Source organism: Psychromonas marina (assembly GCF_030161115.1).
In the GTDB taxonomy this organism is placed as follows: Bacteria; Pseudomonadota; Gammaproteobacteria; order Enterobacterales; family Psychromonadaceae; genus Psychromonas; species Psychromonas marina.
Genome location: NZ_BSPQ01000019.1, coordinates 34,089 through 55,429, shown reverse-complemented (window position 1 = coordinate 55,429; position 21,341 = coordinate 34,089). Strand labels below are relative to the sequence as shown.

16 protein-coding genes are annotated in these 21,341 nt (G+C 39.8%); 10 read left to right on the top strand and 6 right to left on the bottom strand.

Going from position 1 to position 21,341, the window contains the following annotated elements; genetic code table 11:
- Positions 1 to 74 precede the first annotated feature (74 nt).
- The 3 genes from QQK09_RS16520 to QQK09_RS16510 are packed head-to-tail and all read left to right on the top strand — an operon-like array spanning position 75 to position 4,975.
- On the top strand, positions 75 to 1,154 hold the full coding sequence (locus QQK09_RS16520) for an efflux RND transporter periplasmic adaptor subunit (RefSeq protein ID WP_284205267.1): 1,080 nt from the start codon (positions 75 to 77) through the stop codon (positions 1,152 to 1,154).
- 2 nt (positions 1,155 to 1,156) lie between these two features.
- Complete coding sequence (locus tag QQK09_RS16515) at positions 1,157 to 4,288, top strand: efflux RND transporter permease subunit (RefSeq protein WP_284205266.1); 3,132 nt, start codon at positions 1,157 to 1,159, stop codon at positions 4,286 to 4,288.
- A gap of 60 nt (positions 4,289 to 4,348) precedes the next feature.
- Positions 4,349 to 4,975 carry a trimeric intracellular cation channel family protein gene (locus tag QQK09_RS16510; protein WP_284205265.1) on the top strand — a complete coding sequence of 209 codons (627 nt, stop codon included), beginning with the start codon at positions 4,349 to 4,351 and terminating at the stop codon, positions 4,973 to 4,975.
- Between the two features lie 77 nt (positions 4,976 to 5,052).
- On the opposite strand, the gene QQK09_RS16505 is transcribed toward QQK09_RS16510, so the two are convergent.
- A complete protein-coding gene (locus QQK09_RS16505; protein ID WP_284205264.1) occupies positions 5,053 to 6,936 on the bottom strand; it encodes a hypothetical protein in 1,884 nt (627 codons plus the stop codon).
- A 703-nt stretch (positions 6,937 to 7,639) separates the two neighbouring features.
- Here QQK09_RS16505 and glgX point away from each other — a divergent pair.
- The 5 genes from glgX (at position 7,640) to QQK09_RS16480 (ending at position 16,109) form a co-directional block, all read left to right on the top strand.
- Positions 7,640 to 9,694 (top strand): glycogen debranching protein GlgX, encoded by a 2,055-nt coding sequence (glgX, locus tag QQK09_RS16500; RefSeq protein ID WP_284205263.1) that lies wholly within the window; start codon positions 7,640 to 7,642, stop codon positions 9,692 to 9,694.
- Positions 9,695 to 9,775: 81 nt separating this feature from the next.
- Positions 9,776 to 11,110 (top strand): amino-acid N-acetyltransferase, encoded by a 1,335-nt coding sequence (gene argA, locus QQK09_RS16495; protein WP_284205262.1) that lies wholly within the window; start codon positions 9,776 to 9,778, stop codon positions 11,108 to 11,110.
- A gap of 42 nt (positions 11,111 to 11,152) precedes the next feature.
- A complete protein-coding gene (locus QQK09_RS16490) occupies positions 11,153 to 12,109 on the top strand; it encodes a TAXI family TRAP transporter solute-binding subunit (RefSeq protein WP_284205261.1) in 957 nt (318 codons plus the stop codon).
- A gap of 332 nt (positions 12,110 to 12,441) precedes the next feature.
- A complete protein-coding gene (locus tag QQK09_RS16485) occupies positions 12,442 to 13,404 on the top strand; it encodes a TAXI family TRAP transporter solute-binding subunit (RefSeq protein WP_284205260.1) in 963 nt (320 codons plus the stop codon).
- 83 nt (positions 13,405 to 13,487) lie between these two features.
- Complete coding sequence (locus QQK09_RS16480; protein WP_284205259.1) at positions 13,488 to 16,109, top strand: TRAP transporter permease; 2,622 nt, start codon at positions 13,488 to 13,490, stop codon at positions 16,107 to 16,109.
- Between the two features lie 136 nt (positions 16,110 to 16,245).
- Here the strand turns inward: QQK09_RS16480 and fur are convergent, their stop codons facing one another.
- The 5 genes from fur to QQK09_RS16455 form a co-directional block, all read right to left on the bottom strand.
- On the bottom strand, positions 16,246 to 16,668 hold the full coding sequence (gene fur, locus QQK09_RS16475; RefSeq protein ID WP_284205258.1) for a ferric iron uptake transcriptional regulator: 423 nt from the start codon (positions 16,666 to 16,668) through the stop codon (positions 16,246 to 16,248).
- A 25-nt stretch (positions 16,669 to 16,693) separates the two neighbouring features.
- Positions 16,694 to 17,221, bottom strand: a complete 528-nt coding sequence (gene fldA, locus QQK09_RS16470; protein ID WP_284205257.1) for a flavodoxin FldA — start codon at positions 17,219 to 17,221, stop codon at positions 16,694 to 16,696.
- 15 nt (positions 17,222 to 17,236) lie between these two features.
- Positions 17,237 to 17,509 carry a LexA regulated protein gene (gene ybfE, locus QQK09_RS16465; RefSeq protein WP_284205256.1) on the bottom strand — a complete coding sequence of 91 codons (273 nt, stop codon included), beginning with the start codon at positions 17,507 to 17,509 and terminating at the stop codon, positions 17,237 to 17,239.
- Positions 17,510 to 17,531: 22 nt separating this feature from the next.
- Entirely contained in the window at positions 17,532 to 17,750 is a 219-nt protein-coding gene (locus QQK09_RS16460) for a DUF2788 domain-containing protein (RefSeq protein WP_284205255.1), read from the bottom strand.
- A 70-nt stretch (positions 17,751 to 17,820) separates the two neighbouring features.
- Positions 17,821 to 18,603 carry an alpha/beta fold hydrolase gene (locus tag QQK09_RS16455; protein ID WP_284205254.1) on the bottom strand — a complete coding sequence of 261 codons (783 nt, stop codon included), beginning with the start codon at positions 18,601 to 18,603 and terminating at the stop codon, positions 17,821 to 17,823.
- 181 nt (positions 18,604 to 18,784) lie between these two features.
- Here QQK09_RS16455 and QQK09_RS16450 point away from each other — a divergent pair, with 181 nt between their 5' ends.
- Together QQK09_RS16450 and pgm are read left to right on the top strand one after the other, a co-directional pair.
- Positions 18,785 to 19,420 (top strand): replication initiation regulator SeqA, encoded by a 636-nt coding sequence (locus tag QQK09_RS16450; protein WP_284205253.1) that lies wholly within the window; start codon positions 18,785 to 18,787, stop codon positions 19,418 to 19,420.
- A 212-nt stretch (positions 19,421 to 19,632) separates the two neighbouring features.
- A complete protein-coding gene (gene pgm, locus QQK09_RS16445) occupies positions 19,633 to 21,285 on the top strand; it encodes a phosphoglucomutase (alpha-D-glucose-1,6-bisphosphate-dependent) (protein ID WP_284205252.1) in 1,653 nt (550 codons plus the stop codon).
- Positions 21,286 to 21,341: the final 56 nt, after the last annotated feature.

Sequence of the window (21,341 nt, the reverse complement as noted above, 5' to 3'; positions counted from 1 at the left end):
ATTTAATCTAGTATTAAGCGTTAATCACTATAGTATGCATCAAGTGATTTATTTACTATTTTTTGAGGTTAATTATGTTTCTTTCTGCTCTTCGTTACTTTCTCTTAAGACCTTATTACTTAGCGTTGCTTATCGTAGCATTGCTGTTTTTCTGGATGCTGTCATCTCCTGCACAAAGTGAGTTAATGGCACAGCAAAAAGAGACTGAATCCTCACCACTACCCAAAGTACAAACGACCCATTTTGTTCCTGAGCAGATAATTAAAGAAATTAACTTATATGCCAAGAGTGAAGCTAACAGTCGCGCCGTGGTTCGTGCAGAGGTGGCGGGTAAAATAATAAAAATTTCAACGCAAAAAGGGCATTACGTTAAATCAGGTAAAAGCTTAGTTAATATTGAAAAAAGTGAATTACCAGAGAGACTTGCACAAGCGCAAGCGCAATTAAATGAGAGTGAACTAAATTATAAAGCGGTAAAATCTCTTAACGATAAAGGTCTTCAGGGGCGGGTGCGTCTTGCTGAAGTTAATAGTTTATATTTGGCAGCGCAAACCCATTTACGTCAACTTAAATTGCAGATAAAACGTACTAATGTGGTAGCGCCTTTTGCGGGAGTATTACAGGAGCAGTTTGCAGATAAAGGGGATTATGTACAAGTTGGCGATCCTATCTTTGCGATTGAAAACAGTGATCCGATTGTGATTCGTGGTGATGTTACAGAGCACCATATTACGTTATTGAAAAATGGACAAAAAGTAACTGCGACGCTTCTTTCTGGTGAAACGATCACAGGCAAGTTAACTTATATCGCTTCAGTGGCAGACAGCAAAAGTAGTACCTTTCGTATCGAAGCTGAATTTGATAACGCCGACTTTAAAATATTTTCAGGTATCAGTGCTAAGTTAACCATCCCTCTTTACCCTGTCGATGCGATCTATGTTTCTCCTTCAGTATTAGCATTAGATGAAGAAGGTAATCTTGGTGTGAAGCTTGTTAAAGAGGGCGTTGTGGTCTTTAAGGCGATCAGCCTAGTAGAGGCGGACAATAATGGGGCTTGGTTATCTGGGTTTGATGGCCCTGTTGATATTATTACCTTAGGGCAAGGATTTGTTAAAGCGGGGGCGAAAGTGGATGCTAGCGCTGTTAAGGAATAGCAATGAAAGCAATCATTGAAGGCTCACTAATGCGTAAGCGTGCAGTATTGATGATGTTGGCATTTTTATTAGTTGCTGGCCTATCTGCTTATATTAATATCCCTAAAGAATCTGATCCGGATGTACCTATTCCTGTTATCTATGTCTCCGTCGGTCATGAAGGCATCTCACCAGAAGATGCGGAACGTCAACTCTTACGCCCCTTAGAGCAGCAGTTAAGTAGCCTTGAAGGTATCAAGGAGATGAAATCTACTGCCAGCTCAGGCCATGCTTCAGTCGTATTAGAATTTTATGTTGATATTGATATTAAAAACGCTCTCATTGATGTTCGCGAGCAGGTTAATCAAGCCAAAAGTAAATTACCACAAGATAGTGATGAACCCATTGTTCGGCAGGTTACCCTCGCGACAGAAAATCCTGCCTTAACTATATTACTCTCTGGCAGTGCCCCTGAACGTGCGATGATATCTCTTGCGCGCTTAATGCAGGATAAGCTAGAAGGGTTTGCAGAAATTCTTGAAGTGAATATTGGCGGCGATCGTGAAGATATGGTGGAGATTTTAGTCGACCCACTGTTGATGGAAAGTTATCAGCTTAATATGAATGATATCTACAACCTTATTTCACGTAATAATCGCTTAGTTGCAGCGGGTATCATGGATAACGGTAAAGGTCGTTTTCCGATTAAAGTACCCTCGGTTTTCTCCTCGGTGAAAGATGTGATGGAGATGCCGATTAAGGTGACTGGCGATAAAGTGATCACCTTTGCAGATGTAGCCCAAATTCGTCGTAGCTTTAAAGATCCTTCAAATTATGTGCGTGTTAATGGGTTACCGACTGTTTCTCTAGAAGTGATCAAGCGTCCTGGCGAAAATATTATTGAAACCGTTGATAAAGTAAAAGCATTGGTTGATGAAAATCGTCAGTTTTGGCCCAATAATATTCAAGTGAGCTATGCAGGCGATAGCTCGAAAGATGTAAAGCAGATGCTTAATGACCTGCAAAATAATGTCATTAGTGCGGTATTGTTGGTGGTGATTGTTATTATTGCCATTTTAGGTGCACGTAGTGCAGCGTTAGTAGGCATTGCGATTCCTGGCTCATTTCTTACTGGAATATTGGTGTTATGGCTGGCGGGCATAACGGTCAATATTGTGGTGTTATTTGCCTTAATCATGTCTGTGGGTATGTTGGTTGATGGTGCAATTGTTGTTACTGAATTTGCAGATCGTGAAATGAGTGCGGGTGTTAAACGCCATCAAGCTTACCTAACGGCTGCTAAACGAATGGCGTGGCCTATTACTGCTTCTACAGCAACTACACTCGCTGCTTTTGCTCCGCTGTTGTTTTGGCCGGGAATTACCGGTGAGTTTATGAAATACTTGCCATTAACACTGATTGCAACGTTGACTGCATCGTTGTTGATGGCGCTTATCTTTATCCCTGTTTTAGGCAGTGTATTTGGTAAACCGCGTCCACTTTCTGAAAAACAGAAAAGTGATGCGATTATCGCCGATAAAGGTGATCTGTTATCACTTACAGGGTTCACCGGTTTTTATGTTAAAACCTTACATAAATCGATTAAAAGTCCTTGGTGGATCCTATTAATTGCGATCATTATTGCCGGTTCCGGCATCACGCTTTTTTCAAAGTCTAACCTTGGTGTGGAGTTTTTTCCGGAAGTCGAGCCTACTGGCATCAATGTAAAAGTCCGTTCCTATGGTGATTTCTCAATTGACGAACAAGATCAGATCATGGCTACGATTGAAGAAAAAGTATTGGAATTGCAAAGTGAGATTGAGTCTCTATATGTAAAAACGGGAGATTCTACCGGAGAAACCGTAGGGACTATGCGTATTAACCTTCGAGATTGGCAAGAAAGGCGTACTGCTAATGAGATAATTGCCGATATTCAAGCGCGGACTAAATTGTTGCCTGGTGTTGAAATTGAGCTAAAAAAAGACCAAGCGGGACCGCCAACAGGAAAGGCATTGCAAATAGAACTTAGCTCTCGTTATCCGGAACTACTTCAGGAAGCCGCCGATACATTACATCATGCTTTAGCGGCTAAACCCTACTTCATTAACCTTGAAGATGATGGTGAGAAACCGGGGGTTGAATGGCAATTTAAAATTAACCGTGCCGATGCCGCGCGTTATGGGGCTGATGCAACATTACTTGGCAGTAGCGTACAGTTCTTAACAAATGGTTTAATGTTAGGTACTTACCGACCTGATGATGTTGATGATGAGTTAGATATACGTGTGCGTTATCCTGAAAGTGAACGTAGTTTAAGTAAGCTCGCTGAGTTACGCTTGCAGACTGAATTTGGACAAATTCCAGTCAGTCACTTTGTCAGTTTAACGCCTATGCCAAAGCAATCCTCAATTAAAAAAGTAGACGGTCGTATTGTGATGACCGTTAGTGCGGATATGGCCGAGGGCTTTAACCTTAGTCTTATTTTACCTGAACTACAGGAAGAGCTAGGGGAGTTAGGGTTGGATTCAAGGGTGAGTATCAAGTTGCGTGGGCAAAATGAAGATCAGCAAGAAGCCTCCATATTTTTGAAAAATGCGTTTATGGTGGCCCTTGCGGTAATGGCGCTTATTTTAGTGTTGCAATTTAACTCTTTTTACCAAGCTTTCTTGATTTTAAGTGCCGTCATATTTTCAACCGCAGGTGTGTTTTTTGGTCTATTTGTAACACAGAGCCCCTTTGGTATTGTGATGTCAGGCATCGGGGTTATTGCATTAGCGGGGATTGTTGTAAATAACAATATCGTGCTTATCGATACTTACAATGTTTTCAAGAGCCGTGGTATGAAAACCCATGATGCGATATTAAGAACCGGAGCACAGCGTATTCGTCCGGTACTGTTAACCACGGTGACGACTATTCTTGGGTTGATGCCGATGGTGTTAAAAATGAACCTTGATTTTGTGGAACGCAGTATTGAATTTGGTGCTCCTTCTACGCAATGGTGGGCGCAGTTGGCAACCGCTATTGCAGGTGGACTTACTTTTGCTACGTTACTGACGCTGATATTAACGCCCTGTTTATTGATGATAGGAGTTAATAGTTCACGCTGGTTCACATCAGTTTCAGGAAAATTACTAACAAAAAAACAGCTGTGACTTGCAACATTAAAATTAGGTCGTTAACATTCGCCTAATTTTTCCCTAGGACGTGTGTTGATGCTCGAAAATTTTATCTATATTTCCGATATGATTGGTGTGATTGCCTGTGCGATTTCAGGTGTGTTAGTCGCTACTCGCTTACGCATGGACCCGTTTGGTATAACAGTACTTGCAGGTGTTACAGGCATCGGTGGTGGAACGCTTCGAGATATGATGATGGGGGCAACGCCAGTATTTTGGATTGTTGATAATACCTATATTTATGTCATTATCACCACCGCTATCATTTCGGTATATTGGTTGCATAGGATTCATCGTTTTCCTGCTTACCTATTGCCATTATTGGATGCTTTTGGCCTCGCTATTTTCACTATTATTGGTGCCCAAAAAGCGTTAATGCTTGGTTTTAGTGGCCCAGTTGCTATTGTAATGGGGTGTATTACTGGTGTTGTAGGCGGAATGATACGCGACATACTCAGCGGACAAATTCCTTTTGTTTTGCAAAAAGAGATCTATGCAACTGCCTCTATTTTAGGTGCTGCATTGTACGTTATTTGTAACTATTTTGGTTTCGGACAAATTGTGGCGATGGTGATTGCAATGGCGGGTACTCTTTCGCTGCGTGTCTCTGCTATCTATTGGCACCTCTCTTTACCTGTATTTAGTGATGATAGAGAAGCTTAACATCGTTAATATAAAAAGCCCGCAGTTCAGTTGTTTGCGGGCTTGATAATTGCTATTAACCTGTTTTTATCGGGTTATTATCCTTGCGAAATGTCACCCGTTCCACCTGTTATTTCTTCTTCTGGCTCCTCTTCTGTCTCTTCTCCAGAAAGCATATCCCTAGAAGCATTATCTAAGATATACTCTTTTGCCGTGGTATTAAATGTTAATTCACCATCATCACCAAAATCATTATCTGCAGATACGATACGGACAAAGTCTTCATATACAGTTAGATAAAAGGTATTGCCATCATCATCATCTAGGAGTGACCAATCTGTATCAAGGCTTGAAACAGAAGTGGGAATATTAACTTTGCGTAACACTTTAGTGTGTACGGTAATATCCTCCCAAGTACCAGATGAAAGTTGAATTGGTTCAGATTCATCGATAGTATGTTTATAGAACTCCACACTGCCACCGGCTATTAGTTGAATCGTAATATCATAGCCGTCTCCTCCTGCAATTGTAACACTGCTATCCTCTTCTAAAAACTCTGCAAGTGTTGTTGCCCAACTATCATTTAAATCAATACCATTACAAGTTTCATTAAGTGCAGACCATTGTGCTACATCATATTCATTACCATATTGGCACCAATCACCAAGCTCTAATTCATAAGGCGAACGAGCTGTGGTGGCACCAAAATCAAGTTTGTACGCTTTTGATCCTTCAGGGAAAACAAGTGTCTCAGATATTGCTTCTGACCAGAGACCATCACCACCAGTATCTTCTAAAATTGCTGATACATTTAAGCCATCTAAGACAATCTCCTTACCTGTAATCGTTTCATTTAGTGCCGTGGTTACCATTACGAAGGTAATTGACCCATTATCATTTAACGTAATGTCAGTGATGGTATCATTATTAATTTCCCAGCCATCTTTAGTTAATACGAATTCATCGTCATCAGATCCATAGGAGAGCATGACAGCTTCACCATTTTCATCTATTTCGTATTCAACATCGTTAATTTCACCTGCCGCATCCAATGATAAATTACCATACTCTAATAAAATGTAACCGTCTTCATCTTCACTCCAGAACCAGTTTATACCTCCGTCTTTAATAAGGTTGACTAAGTTAGCGACAATAGACTCTTTATCTGCCTTATTCTGTGCTATTTTTTCTGTTAAACCTTCTACTTCTAACCCGATATGCTCTTCATTAATATCACCAGCAATGTCATCTGCATCAAACTCTAAATCTTCATCATTGGCAATATTTTCGATCTGCATCGTTATGTTGGCTAATGCAGAAAATACTTCATTGGAGATTAAGGAGATTAACTCTGAAAGTGCAATGCCCTCTGAATCCGCAGCTGTTTGTAATAACTCAATATTATCGGCAATGATGTTAGCGGTGACTTGTGCTATTTGGTGAAGTTTTTCGAACTCTTTTGAGTCATCTCCACCTTCTTTACCTGCTACATAATCATCGTTAAGATTAAGGCTTGTGCCAAGTTTTGCTTGTACATTTGACTCGGCATCTTCAACACTATTGCCATTCTCAACTTCGTTTTGCACAAGGGTTGTCAGTGGACTGACAAAAGTATAACCAGCTGGTGCACTTAATTGATAACTTTTTGTTAGTAACACGCCTGGGTTATCTTTATCAATTGTTTGATTTTTTATAATTTCTACTAACAAGGGGCTTGCATCAATCTGCTCTTGAGTAACTCCTTCTAAGGAAAATGCGCCGTCATCATCACTCATTGCGCTAGGTTCGTCGTCGTCACAGGATTTGTTTTTGTTAAGGTCAAGGCAGACTTTAGCATTAATAAGGTAGCCGTCAGCTGCTTTGCCTGAGAGGGTTGTTGTGCTCTCTTCGTCTGCCACGACGGTATCCGAGGAACTACTACTTCCACAAGCTGATAAAGTGCCTATGACAAATAAAGAGATCAGGGTTTGTTGAAATTTCATAAAATACTCCGTGTATCAAATATTAAAAACTAAACATTTATGACTTTCATTGATTTAATATACCTACTTACCCTAACAAAAATTAATACCACTACTTTTTGATTTATCTTGTATGAGATGTAGGGATCAAATTGCAATTAAGTGTAGGAAAGAGATCTTAAATGGCAATTTTTTGTTTTTGTTTTTGTTATTTATATTTTATGTTTGTGCGGTGTGAGGCATTTTGATGGTTTTTTTTGTTTTTTTGTCTGCAACATGTCTGAGTAATTGTTTTTATTTTATGGTTGGTTGTGGCAATGGGTCTGATATTGTTGCCATAGACTAATGTGTCCTTCTAGATCAATATGTTGTGTAAACCTTTTTCTATAAGGTGTGATAAGCAATCTGTGCATCTCATAATGAACGACAATAAATGATAGTAGGTTGGTTTTTGTGTATTTCTAATACATCATTATTATTTAGCTGATGATCACAGGAGAGGTTTATTGCGCTTGGGGTATGCTGCTGTAGATATTATTGAGTTGTACTAACATCCAATATTCGAGGGGCTACCTAGCAATATTTAGGGGAAGTGGTGATCTATTCACGCTACAAAATCAGCTAAACAGTACATATATAAGCAGTTTTGAAAATAGTCTTGCTCTCATCTGTGTATTTCACCTATAATTTTTATCACAACAAAATATATGTCTAGGAGTGTTCTATGTATCGTTTTTCACAGGGAGTCCCAGACAAACTTGGGGTAACCTTCACGCAAGCAGGGGCTAATTTTTGCGTTTATGCTCGTTTAGCTGAGTCTGTCGAGTTACTTTTTTTTGATCATAAAGATGCTCAACAGGCTAACCATATATTCACCTTGTCAGATATGGATAACCGCACTGCCTATTATTGGCACATATTTGTTGAAGGTGTGAAAGCAGGGCAGTTATATGCGTTTCGTGTAAATGGACCCTATCGCCCTCACGAAGGGCTTGCATTTAGTCCAGACAAACTGTTGCTAGACCCCTATGGTCTCTTGGTTGAACGCGGTGATAATTTCTGCCGTGAAGCGGCGATTCAAGATGGTTCTAACATCGACTCATGCCTTAAAAGTGTTGTAGTTGATATAGACGATTATGATTGGGGTGATGACCAACACCCTCGCCATCCTTTCGCAACCAGTGTTATTTATGAGATGCATGTAGGTGGGTTTACCCGTCACCCAAGCTCAGGTATTAGTGCTGAAAAGCGTGGTACCTATGCTGGATTGGTTGAAAAAATCCCCTACCTTAAAGAGCTGGGTATTACCGCCGTTGAATTGATGCCAGTTCATCAATTTGATCCCACTGAACATCATGATGGACTCGTCAATTATTGGGGGTATAGCCCACTGTCTCTATTTTCTACGCATCGTGAATATAGCTCAGACCAATCTGTGCTCGGTCCTATCAACGAATTTCGAGATATGGTCAAAGCGCTTCACGCTGCTGATATAGAAGTTATTTTAGATGTCGTTTATAACCATACTGCTGAAGGAGATGAAAATGGCCCAACGCTCTCTTTCCGTGGCTTTGATAGTAGTGTGTATTACATTTTATCGGAAGATAGAAGGCATTATATGAACTTCAGTGGTTGTGGAAATACCCTCAATGGTACTCATTCTGTGGTGCGACGAATGATTATTGATAGCTTACATTTTTGGGTAGAAAAAATGCATGTCGATGGCTTTAGGTTTGATTTGGCGTCTATTCTCTCTCGTGATGAATTAGGCCGTCCGATGATAAGTCCTCCGACACTCTGGAGTATCGATACCGATCCTATTTTATCGCCTGTTAAACTTATTGCAGAGGCCTGGGATGCTGGTGGGTTATATCAAGTTGGTAGTCTAGCAGGGCAGCGTTGGCGTGAATGGAATGGTCACTTTCGTGACGATGTGCGTCGTTTTATTCGTGGTGAACCTGGGGTAGTAGGAAAATTTGTTGCACGCTTGATTGGTAGTCCTGATGTGTATGGCGATCATAACTTAGAGCCAGAAAAATCAGTGAACTTTATTACTTGTCATGATGGTTTCACTTTACATGATCTGGTGAGTTACAACGATAAGCACAACCATGCCAATGGTGAACAAAATCGTGATGGTTGCTCTGATAATTATAGTTGGAATCATGGGGTGGAAGGACCAACTGATGATGCCCAAATTAAGCAGTTGCGTTTACAGCAAATCAAAAACTTTCTTGCGATTAACCTTATCTCCTTAGGCACTCCGATGATATTGATGGGGGACGAGATAGCGCGCAGCCAGCAAGGTAATAATAATGGTTACTGTCAGGATAATGCCGATTTTTGGTTCAACTGGGATGATATCGCCAACAATCAAGAATTGTTGCATTTTACCAAGCAACTGATTAAACATCGCACCACACTAGAAGCTGTTCACTTAAGCGATGCAAGACGTGATTCCCTGCATGATATTATTGAACAAGCTGGGATTCGTTGGCATGGTGTGAAAGTAAACCAGCCTGATTGGGGAGAACATTCTCATGCGATCGCCATGGAAAGCAAGCAGCCTACTTCTGAGCATGTCACCTATGTCGCGTTTAACGCCTACTGGCAAGATCTTACCTTTGAGTTACCCGCTGCACCGAGTGGGAAATGGCAACGTGTTGTTGATACCTCCTTACAACAGGGAGAAGATTTCTATTTACAAGGAGATAAAAAATATTTTGTATGTAAAGATTACTTAGTTAGCGCACGTTCTCTGGTTATTTTAATTGGATAACAGAAGATCAATTGCTAACATGGAGGTAATGGAAAATACTCGCTAAATACAAGTTAAGTATAAGAAAAGACAGGTAAATGGATGCAAGTGGTACAAGATTCAAAACAATTAGTTAACTGGTTTCGCAGTTCTGCCCCTTATATTAATGCGCACCGTAACAAAACATTTGTATTAATGTTAGGTGGTGAAGCGTTAGAAACGGACAATTTTCAACATATCATCAATGATATTGCGTTGCTGAATAGCCTTGGCGTTAAATTGGTGTTAGTGCATGGAGTGCGCCCACAGATTCAAAAACAACTGGATCTCCATGGCTATCAAACCGCTTTTCAGAACGGCGTACGTATTACCGATGAAAAAAGTTTAACCCTTATTAAGCAAGCTGTTGGGACCGTGCAAATTGAGCTGCAAGCACGTTTGTCGATGGGACTTGCAAACTCACCGATGCAAGGCGCGAGTATTCGCACCGTGGTGAGTAATGTTGTCACTGCTCAGCCTATTGGTGTGAAGGATGGAATTGATCATTGTTTAGCAGGTAAAGTACGCCGCATTGATGTGGAAGGGCTAAAAATCCACCTCGATATGGGCTCTATTCCTGTCATTTCTCCGCTTGGTTTCTCTGTTACTGGTGAAGTATTTAATCTGTTGGCTGAAGATGTTGCGACACAGGTTGCGATCGATCTTCAGGCTGATAAATTGATCGGTTTTTGTTCTCACACCGGTGTATTAGATGAATTTGGTGAGCTGATATCTGAGTTATTACCTGAACAAGCACAATTACATGTTGATCTACTTGCACAGCAGGGGGGCGATGCGTCCGGTACTTTGCGTTTCTTAAGAGCGGGTATTGCCGCTTGTAAAGCAGGAGTAACACGTAGTCATTTGATTAGTTATTATCAAGAAGGCGCGCTATTAAAAGAGCTATTCACCCGTGATGGTAGTGGTTCGCAAATAGTAAAAGAGAGCTCCGAATGTATTCGAACAGCCACCATTAATGATATTGGTGGTTTACTAGAGCTTATTGAACCGCTTGAAAAACAGGGCGTGTTAGTTAAACGCTCGCGTGAACTATTAGAAAATGAGATCCACCACTTTCAAATTGTAGAACTGGACGGCATGGTTATTGGTTGTGCTGCTCTGTATCCGTTTAAAGATGAAAAAATGGGGGAATTAGCCTGTTTAGTGAGTCACCCTAAATATCGTCGTAGTGCGCGTGCAGATAATCTGGTTGAGCATGTGGAACGCAAAGCACGGGAATTAGGGCTTGAGTCAATTTTTGTGCTAACAACACAAAGTATCCATTGGTTTAGGGAGCGTGGTTTTAATTTTACTAATATTAATGAGCTACCTGCTGCGAAAAAAGAGATGTATAACTTGAAGCGTAATTCTAAAGTATTACTGCGTAAAATAAGCTAGTACAGGGACTTTATTATCGTTTTCACAAGACTATTCACCGCGGTGCTGCTTACTCTTCTATTGTTGTCATTTTCGATGCAAGCCAAAGAGCAATACCTCACCATTGGTACAGGAGGGATAACCGGTGTTTATTATCCGATGGGCGGGGCTATTTGTCATTTGGCGAATCAGTTAACTACCGGAGATTACCACTGTGAAATTAGAAGTACGCTCGGCAGCATTTATAATTTAGAAGGGGTACGCAGCGGAGAGTTAACTCTGGGTATTTCGCAATCCGATTGGCAATATCATGCTTATCAAGGCTCTAGCCGTTATCAAGCTGTCGGCGATTTTCCTGAATTACGTTCACTTTTTTCAGTGCACGCTGAATCCTTTACGGTTTTAGCGCGTGCAGATTCCGATATTGACCATTTTGATGATTTAAAAGGAAAAAGAGTTAACTTTGGTACTGCGCGTTCGGGGCAGCGTGCAACGATGGAAGTGCTATTAAACCTATACCAATGGCAGGAAAAAGATTTTCAAGAGGTTTTAGCGCTCAATCCAAGTGAACAAGCTAAAGCGCTCTGTAATGATAAGGTCGATGCAATTATCTATGTTGTTGGTCACCCTAACCCTTCTATTAAGGAGGCTTCTGGCGCCTGCCAAACGAAATTAGTTAACGTATTCAGTCATAATATCGATAAACTCATTGCCGAAACGAGCTATTATCGACGATCTGTCATCCCTGGGGGGATGTATCTCGGCAGTCCGATGGATACCGAAACATTTGGTGTCAGTGCTGTGATCACTACAACTTTAAACCTACCTGAAGAGGTTGCTTACCAACTGGTTAAATCGGTCTTCGAAAACCATGATGAATTTGTTCAACTACATCCTGCTTTTGAGTTATTAACTAAGCAATCGATGATATTTAATGCCATGTCTGCACCGTTGCATGAAGGTGCTATTCGATATTATAAAGAGGTTGGATTACTGCCTATCGCTGTTAATAATGAGTAGCTCTTCTTCTGAAGTGAGCAACTATTTTTCGTTTATCCAATCTATCTTTTTTGTTTCATTTTCTATTTATCTGCCTCCCTTGACTAACGTACTAAGCTGCATTTTCAATTAAAAGGCGGAGTACCAGTGAGTTGTTAGCGTAACTACTCGCTTGTATAAAAGTTTAAAAACATCATTAACTGCTCATTTTTGGATAGTAAATTAAATTGAAAGTCAATTTTTTACCGAAATGTGAGTCATTTTTTTCAATGCCCATTCCAAAAGTGATGTTAGCTCATTGAAAAATCATGTGACTTGCGCATAATGATCATTTACTTTTAAAGGAATTATCAATGAACAGGACTTTTAAATACTCGCTATTCAGTGCGTTAATTTTATCAACTTCGTTAGCTCAAGCTGCAGATCAAAAATTTGTAACCATCGGTACTGGCGGACAAACTGGCGTTTATTACGTAGTGGGTCAATCGATTTGTAAATTGGTTAATCGTGGTATCAAAGATCACAACATTAAATGTAATGCACCTTCAACAGGTGGCTCAGTAGCAAACATTAATGCAATTGGTGCTGGTGAGCAAGACATGGGCGTTGCGCAATCTGATTGGCAATACCATGCCTACAATGGCACAAGCAAGTTTGAAAACAAAGGCAACAAAGAGTTGCGCGCTCTGTTCTCTGTTCATCCTGAACCCTTCACCCTTGTTGTTCGTGCTGATTCTGGCATTAACAGCTTTGACGACCTAAAAAACAAACGTGTTAATGTTGGTAACCCAGGTTCTGGTACGCGTGGCACGATGGAAGTTGTGATGGATGCTAAAAGCTTCACGATGAAAGACTTTAGTCTAAAATCTGAGCTTAAAGCTGCTGAAATGTCTGCTGCACTGTGTGATAACAACTTAGATGCAATTACTTATACCGTTGGTCACCCGTCTGGTGCAATTAAAGAAGCGGGTGTTTCATGTGACTCTAAAGTAGTACCTGTTGTTGGTCCTGAAGTCGATAAGTTGATTGCAGACTTCCCATTCTATGCACCTGCAATTATCCCTGGTGGCATGTACAAGGGCACTCCTGACGACGTAGAAACCTTTGGTGTTGCTGCAACATTTGTTAGTTCAACAAAAACAGACAATGAAACCGTATATCAAGTGGTAAAAGCCGTTTTTGAAAACTTTGATCGTTTTAAGAAATTACATCCTGCTTTTGCTAATTTAAAAGAGCAAGACATGATTAAAAATGCACTTTCTGCTCCATTACATGATGGCGCAGTTAAATATTACAAAGAGCGCAACTGGATGTAATTCTTACCTCCATTTTTAAAAACATATCAAAGGCAGCGTTTATCTCTGCCTTTTTTTATTACATATCAAGTTAAGAAGAAATTATGCGCGAACAGATCCATATTATGAATGAAGACGAGCTACAGGAGCTGGTGGAACAAACAGAAACTGGTGGCCGACATGTCGCAGGTAATGTTAAAAGGTTGATAACCTTTACGGCCATTGCATGGTCTCTTTTTCAGTTATACTTTTCATCACCAATTCCTTTTATTTTTCAGCAATTTTTAAATTCCATTGGTCTAGATTGGACAGTTGTTTTTGATGATACCAAAGCACGATCGATTCATCTCTCATTTGCACTTTTTTTAGCTTTTCTTTCATACCCTGCATTTAAAAAATCAGATAAAACCACCATTCCAGTTGCCGATTGGGGCTTAGCGGTCATTGGTGCTTTTCTTGGGGCTTATTACTTCATTTTCTACGAAGGTATTGTTACCCGCGTTGGTATTCCAAATCAAATGGATGTTATTGCTGGTGTCGCAGGCATATTGATTTTATTAGAAGCGACCAGAAGAAGTTTAGGGGCGCCATTAGCTGTTATCGCAATGATCTTTTTAGTGTTTAACTTTATGGGACCCAATCTGCCACAACTGCTTGCTCATAATGCCAACAAAATCACTACGATTGTAAATCAACAATGGATAACCACAGAAGGTGTGTTTGGTATTGCGCTTGGCGTTTCAACAAAATTTGTATTTCTATTTGTATTATTTGGTGCGTTGCTTGATAAAGCGGGAGCGGGTAACTACTTCATCAAAACCTCTTTCTCGTTGCTCGGGCACCTGCGTGGTGGTCCAGCTAAAGCCGCCGTTATTGCGTCGGGATTAACTGGGTTAATATCTGGTTCTTCGATTGCGAACGTAGTGACAACCGGAACATTTACTATTCCTATGATGAAGAAGGTTGGATTTTCAGCTGAAAAATCGGGTGCAGTAGAAGTTGCCTCTTCTGTTAATGGGCAAATTATGCCACCAGTCATGGGCGCTGCTGCTTTTCTGATGGTGGAGTATGTCGGAATTAGTTATTTTGAGGTGGTTAAACACGCGATTATCCCTGCGCTTATCTCTTATATTGCCTTAGTTTATATTGTTCACTTAGAAGCAATGAAAGCTGGAATGAAAGGGCTTGAGCGTGCAAATCCGCCAGCTAAATTGTTAATTCGTTTGCGTAACGCTGCCTTGATTGTCTTTTCTTTTTGTTTACTTGCATTGGTTGTTTATTATGGACTGGGTTGGATCAAATCAGTCGCAGGAGATAGCTCTGTTTATATTATCGCGGTATTAGTTGCGCTTGCGTACCTGGCTATTGCTTATTGGTGTGCACGCTTCCCAGAACTTGAGTTAGATGATGCTAATGCGCCGATTGTGCATTTACCACCTGTCAAAGAGACGGTTAACTCAGGCCTGCATTTCTTATTACCCGTGATTGTATTAATTTGGTGTTTGATGATTGAACGCTTATCTCCGGGGTTGTCTGCATTCTGGGGAACGGTGGTATTAATTGTTATTTTGTTAACACAAAAAGCTCTGTTCGCTTATTTTCGTGGTGAATCGAATCTCATTAAACAGTTCAAGCTTGGTGTTAAGGATCTATTAGAAGGCCTTGAAATTGGTGCTAAGAACATGATCAGCATCGGTATTGCAACGGCGACAGCGGGTATCATTGTTGGTGTCGTGGCCTTAACTAATGTCGGTGCGCCTCTTGCTAATATTGTTGAGATGGCCTCTGGCGGGAATATTCTCATCATGCTTATTTTAGTGGGGATATTAAGCCTTATTTTAGGGATGGGGCTACCCACTACAGCAAACTATATTGTTGTCTCTTCGTTACTTGCAAGCGTTATTGTCGAAGTGGGTCAACAAAATGGATTGATCGTGCCATTGATTGCAGTTCACCTGTTTGTTTTCTATTTTGGTATTATGGCTGATGTTACGCCGCCTGTTGGACTCGCATCCTTTGCTGCAGCTGCTATCTCTGGCGGTAAACCAATTAAAACCAGTGTTATTGCTTTCTTCTATAGCTTGCGCACCGCGATATTACCTTTCTTGTTCATCTTTAATACTGAGTTACTGTTGATTGGGGTTGATTGGTTGCATGGGATCTCAGTGTTTGTGATCGCCACCGCTGCCATATTAGTTTTTACTGCGGCAACGCAAAAATACTTTATCCATAAGTGTAGTATGTTAGAGGTATTATTATTGCTACTCATTGCCTTTACACTATTTAGACCTGCCTACTTCATGGAGCAGGTTTCACCCACTTATAAAACGATTGAGCCGGTAAATATTATTACAGAGCTGCAGCAAGCACATACAGATCGTCCTCTAAAAATACAGGTCAGTGGTATCAGTGATATTGGAGAGCCAACTTCATTCTATGCACATCTTGCAATTGCTGGTGAAACGGGACAGCAGCGCTTAGATAATATGGGTATTACGCTGATTGAAAACGACGGTGTTGTAATGATTGATGATGTTGTTTTTGATAGCCCTGCGGCTGAAATGGGATTAGATTGGGATCAAACCGTACTGTCGGTTGAAGTGCCTATCGAAGGTGCATTAGCGAAGCAATGGCTGTATATACCTGCACTATTATTACTGCTTGCTATTGCCATGATTCAAAACCGACGTCGTAAGGAGGAGTTGGTTAAGCTTGCAATGGATTAATCATTATTGGCATACCAAGCCTATTTTAAATAGGCTTGGTATGCCAAGTGTTGATAACGCGTTTAGTTTAAACGCAATAAAAAAGCCCCATTTATCGATTGATAAATGGGGCTTTTTTTGTATTTTGGCTTAATTACTAATGGTTACACTTACCGTCTACAGGTTCACCGTAAAGGTATAAACTATGGTTGGTGAGTTTAATTCCATATTTTTTAGCAATTAACTTTTGTTGCTGTTCAATTAAATCATCGTTAAATTCAATTACTTCACCGCATTTTAAGCACACAAGGTGATCATGATGCTCTTGATGAGTTAATTCAAATACTGACTTACCACCTTCAAAGTGATGGCGTGTCACGATACCAGCATCGTCAAATTGGTTTAGAACACGATAAACTGTTGCAACACCTACTTCATCACCTTGTTCAAGTAGTTTCTTATAAAGATCCTCTGCACTTAAATGTTGGTTTTCTGGTAACTGTAATAGACGTAATATTTTTAAGCGAGGAGAAGTGACTTTAAGTCCTGCTTCTTTTAACGCGTCATTCTCTAAAGGCATAATCGTGTTCCCTACAACAATAAGTTTAATCGCTCAATTCAGCGAGACACATTTCATCAAAAATTTGTTTAGACCATTCTTTTACACGTGCTGCGGTTAATTCTGGTTGGCGATCTTCATCGATACCTAAACCGATAAAATTATCATCATCAACAAGTGCTTTTGATGCTTCAAAATCATAACCTTTTGTTGACCAGTTACCAACAATTATTGCACCTTTACTTTCAACAATATCACCAAGTTGTCCCATCGCATCAAGAAAGTACTCTGCGTAATCTTCTTGATCACCACAGCCAAAGATAGCAACAAGTTTTTCATTAAAATCGATATCTTCTAAATCAGGGAAAAAGTCATCCCAGTCACATTGTGCTTCACCGTAATACCAAGTAGGGATACCAAACAAAAGCAGGCTAAATTCGGCAATCTCTTCTTTGCTGCTTTTTGCGATATCTTTCACTTCAACGAGGTTTTTACCTAACTCTTTTTGGATCATTTTAGCAACAGCTTCTGTATTGCCTGTGTCACTACCAAAGAAAATGCCAACGCTTGCCATATCTTAATACCTTTGTTAATTATTTATTTGTGCATGCAGTAATTGTGTTATTAGTTCACTGCGATTTATATTTTGCTCTTCTGAAAGCTGATTAAGCAAATTGAATAGTTCGCTATCTACTTTTAACTCAATACGCTTTAAACCTTTCTGCCTATCACGCAACACCTGTTTCTGCTTATTAATTTTAAGCTGTACTTTACGAGAGTGCGGATTACTTTTAGGCCTACCTGGGCGTACTTCGTCAGCAAAAAGATCGTGGGTAATACGATCAAATGATTCTTTTGCCATTTTTCTACCTAAAAATTATCGATTAGCCATGGCTAGTTGACCAAAGTATTTCTACAACGGCTTTAAAAACAAAACCAACACAACCAAAGAACAAAACTGCCCACACAATATTACGTCCAAATTTTGGCACGTTACTGCGTTTTAATACGTCTTGTACGGAGAGTCCCATTAAAATGAACAGGAAAAGGTAAAAACCATACAAGCCTAAGGTCTCAATTTGTTCTGTGTATTGCTGCAACATGATCAAGGCTTCGTTTAAAAGGGGGAATATAGCATACAAATTAGCATTAGTGCTCGCTAATATCGGCTGTTTATTTAAAAAATTCTGTCACTAAACGATTAAAGGTTTTAGCTTTTTCAGCATGTAACCAATGCCCTGTATTAGCGATAATTTTAGGTTGGGCATTAGGGAATTGTTTCATAATCGTTTTTTGATGCTCGGGTAAAATGTAGTCAGAGCTACCACCTTTAATAAATAATACTGGATTATCAAAGTGTTTATCATTGAATGGCCAACCTCGGATATATTCATAGTTGTGGGCTAGCGCATTTAGGTTAAATGCAAATTCAAATTCGTTGTTCTTTTTTTGTAATGACTTTAATAGAAACTGTCTGACATCAGGGCTGTCTATATAACGAGATAATTGCTCATTCGCCTCTAACCGGTTCTTTATTTTTTTTAGGTTAAGGAGTAATAGACTATTAAATACTTCACTGTGTTTATCGGGATAACTCACGGGGGCGATATCAGCGACCACTAAACGTTTAACTCTATCAGGTTCAGTTAACGCACAACCCATTGCAATTTTTCCACCCATCGAATGTCCGACGATAGAAAACTGCTCAACGTTTAGGTGATCTGCAAGTTCGAAAATATCAGCAACCATTTCCGGGTAACTCATGGTATCGCTTTGTGGACTTTTTCCATGGTTACGCACATCAATTAGTACAACATGAGAGTGTATTTTGAGTTCATTGGCGAGAGTCGATAAATTGCTCAAACTGCCAAATAAACCGTGAATAATAAAAATGATCTCTGTTTTGTTATCAGAGTCATTGTCAGAGGCCTGTTTTATTTGGTAATTAAGTAGCATAAGATCTAATTTTAAGTGAAAATAAAGTGAGATTAACTTAGTCGTTGGATATTAACAGATATGCAACATAGTGACGTTATTTTTTAACTTATCTGAGACTTATATCCATGATATTTCAGATAATGTATTCAGATAATATAGATAAGTTAAAAAATAATAAATAGCATCAACCGGTGAAACAATGAAACAAATTGATATTGAAGATGACCTGTATAAATATATTTTAACTAATATAGAAGAGTTTGGGGAAACCCCATCACAAATTTTACGTCGTTTATTAAAACTCCCTACTAATGTTGGGCAAGCTGAGCCTGAATTAGTTTTACAGGAAGTTTTACCTGCTACGCCTATTGCACCTGTTGAAGTTGTAAAGCCAGTAATGGAGAAAGTTGAGAAGGTGACAACGATAAATTCACCCTCTTTTGCAGGTTCTTCATTACCAGAGGCTTTTGCAAATGGTATATCAGCGCTTTTTAATAGTGAGACCTTCCAGAAAGAAGCAGTGATCACTAATAAGTTTAAAATGATGCTAACAACGATGTACTACGAGGATAGAGACGCATTCATTCAAGCCGCAAAAGTAGCAAAAGGGCGCTCTCGTGATTATCTTGGTGAGAACTTAGAACAATTATTAGCCTCAGATAATCAGGAAGAGGTGGATCAATTAATTGCGAGCAAGCCGCGCGATATTCCTTACACCCCATTTTGGGTAGTTACCAATGCAAATACAGGGCGAAAACGTATTATTTTAACTCAAGTAATGGCCTCAATGGGTTATCCTCATCATCTGATTGAGCGTATTAAAGAAGAAATTTAACAATATTTATATTAAGCAGTATTTTTTAATCATCAGGGTTAAGTGATTATTTACACTTTTTTTTGATTAAAAAGACTGCTTTTGCTCAAAAAAAAATTATAATACCCCTACTTTAAATAATTATTCTATCTAATTTCCCAATACACCCCTCACCATCAATGGGTGTAAAAAAGTTATATTTAACTCATTTATATGAAAGGAAGATTTAATCAATGACAATACATGAACGTGCAGGACAACCAGCAATCGCAAGCGATTTAGTCGATATTCCAAAATTAGTATCTGCTTATTATATTAATCTTCCCGATGTAACAATACCGAGCGAGCAAGTCGCATTTGGTACCTCTGGTCATCGTGGTAGCTCATTTAAAAATGCCTTTACTGAATTACATATCTTAGCGATCAGCCAAGCATTAGCTGAGTACCGTAAGGCGCAAGGCTACACAGGACCAATGTTTATCGGTAAAGATACTCATGCACTTTCTGAACCTGCCTTTGCATCTGCAGTACAAGTATTAGTGGCAAATGGTATTAAAGTAATTGTACAAGCAGGGGGGGGGTACACACCTACGCCTGTTATTTCTCATGCGATTTTACAATATAATAATGCGCATCCAGATGCATTAGCGGATGGGATTGTGATCACACCTTCGCATAATCCTCCAGAAGATGGTGGTTTTAAATATAACCCACCAAACGGCGGTCCTGCAGACAGTGATGTGACTAAAATCATTCAAGATCGTGCCAATGAGATTTTAAATGACAACTACGATGATATTCAGCAGGAAGATTTTGCTGAATCAATGGCGTCTGATTTAGTAGAAGAATACGATTATATCCAGCCTTATGTTGATGATCTGAAAAATGTATTGAACTTAGATGCGATTGCAAAAGCGGGCATCAAAATTGGTGTTGATACACTGGGCGGATCAGGCGTAGCTTACTGGCCTGTAATTGCAAAAACATATGGCTTAGATATTGAAGTTGTTAATGATCGCGTTGACCCTACCTTCTCATTTATGACTCTAGATAAAGATGGCAAAATCCGTATGGATTGTTCATCTCCTTACGCAATGGCTGGCCTTATTAAGTTAAAAGATCAGTTCGACGTGGCAATTGCTAATGACCCTGATTATGACCGTCATGGCATCGTAACAAAAAGCTCGGGTTTATTAAATCCTAACCATTACCTAGCTGTCGCGATTAATTACCTGTTTACACACCGTCCAGAGTGGCCTGCAACGGCAAAAGTGGGCAAAACATTAGTGTCTAGCTCAATGATTGATCGTGTTGTAGGTCAACTAGGCCGTGAGATGTCTGAAGTGCCTGTTGGCTTTAAATGGTTTGTTGATGGGCTGTTTGATGGTTCATTTGGTTTTGGTGGTGAAGAGAGCGCAGGCGCTTCGTTCCTACGTAAAAACGGCACCGTTTGGAGTACTGATAAAGACGGAATTATCTTAGCGTTATTAGCGGCTGAAATTATTGCGGTTACCGGACGTGATCCTGGTGAGCACTATGCAGAGTTTGCTGATAAATTTGGTTCGCCAGTTTACACACGTTTTGATGCGCCTGCTTCGCCAGAACAAAAAGCGGTATTAGCGAATCTAAGCCCTGATATGGTAGAGGCTGAAACATTAGCTGGTGAGAAAATTTTAGAAAAATTAACCCACGCTTCAGGTAATGGCGCTGCGATTGGTGGTTTAAAAGTAACCACTGAAAACGGTTGGTTTGCGGCACGTCCGTCAGGTACTGAAAATATTTATAAAATTTACTCTGAGTCATTTATTGGTGAAGAGCATATAGCGAAAATACAGCAAGAGGCACAGGAAATAGTGGCTTCTGCCTTTGCAAAAGCGGGTTTATAAATTCTGCTAATTAACTAATTTAAAACTATAAAAAGTGAGTTGTCAGCCCCTTTGAA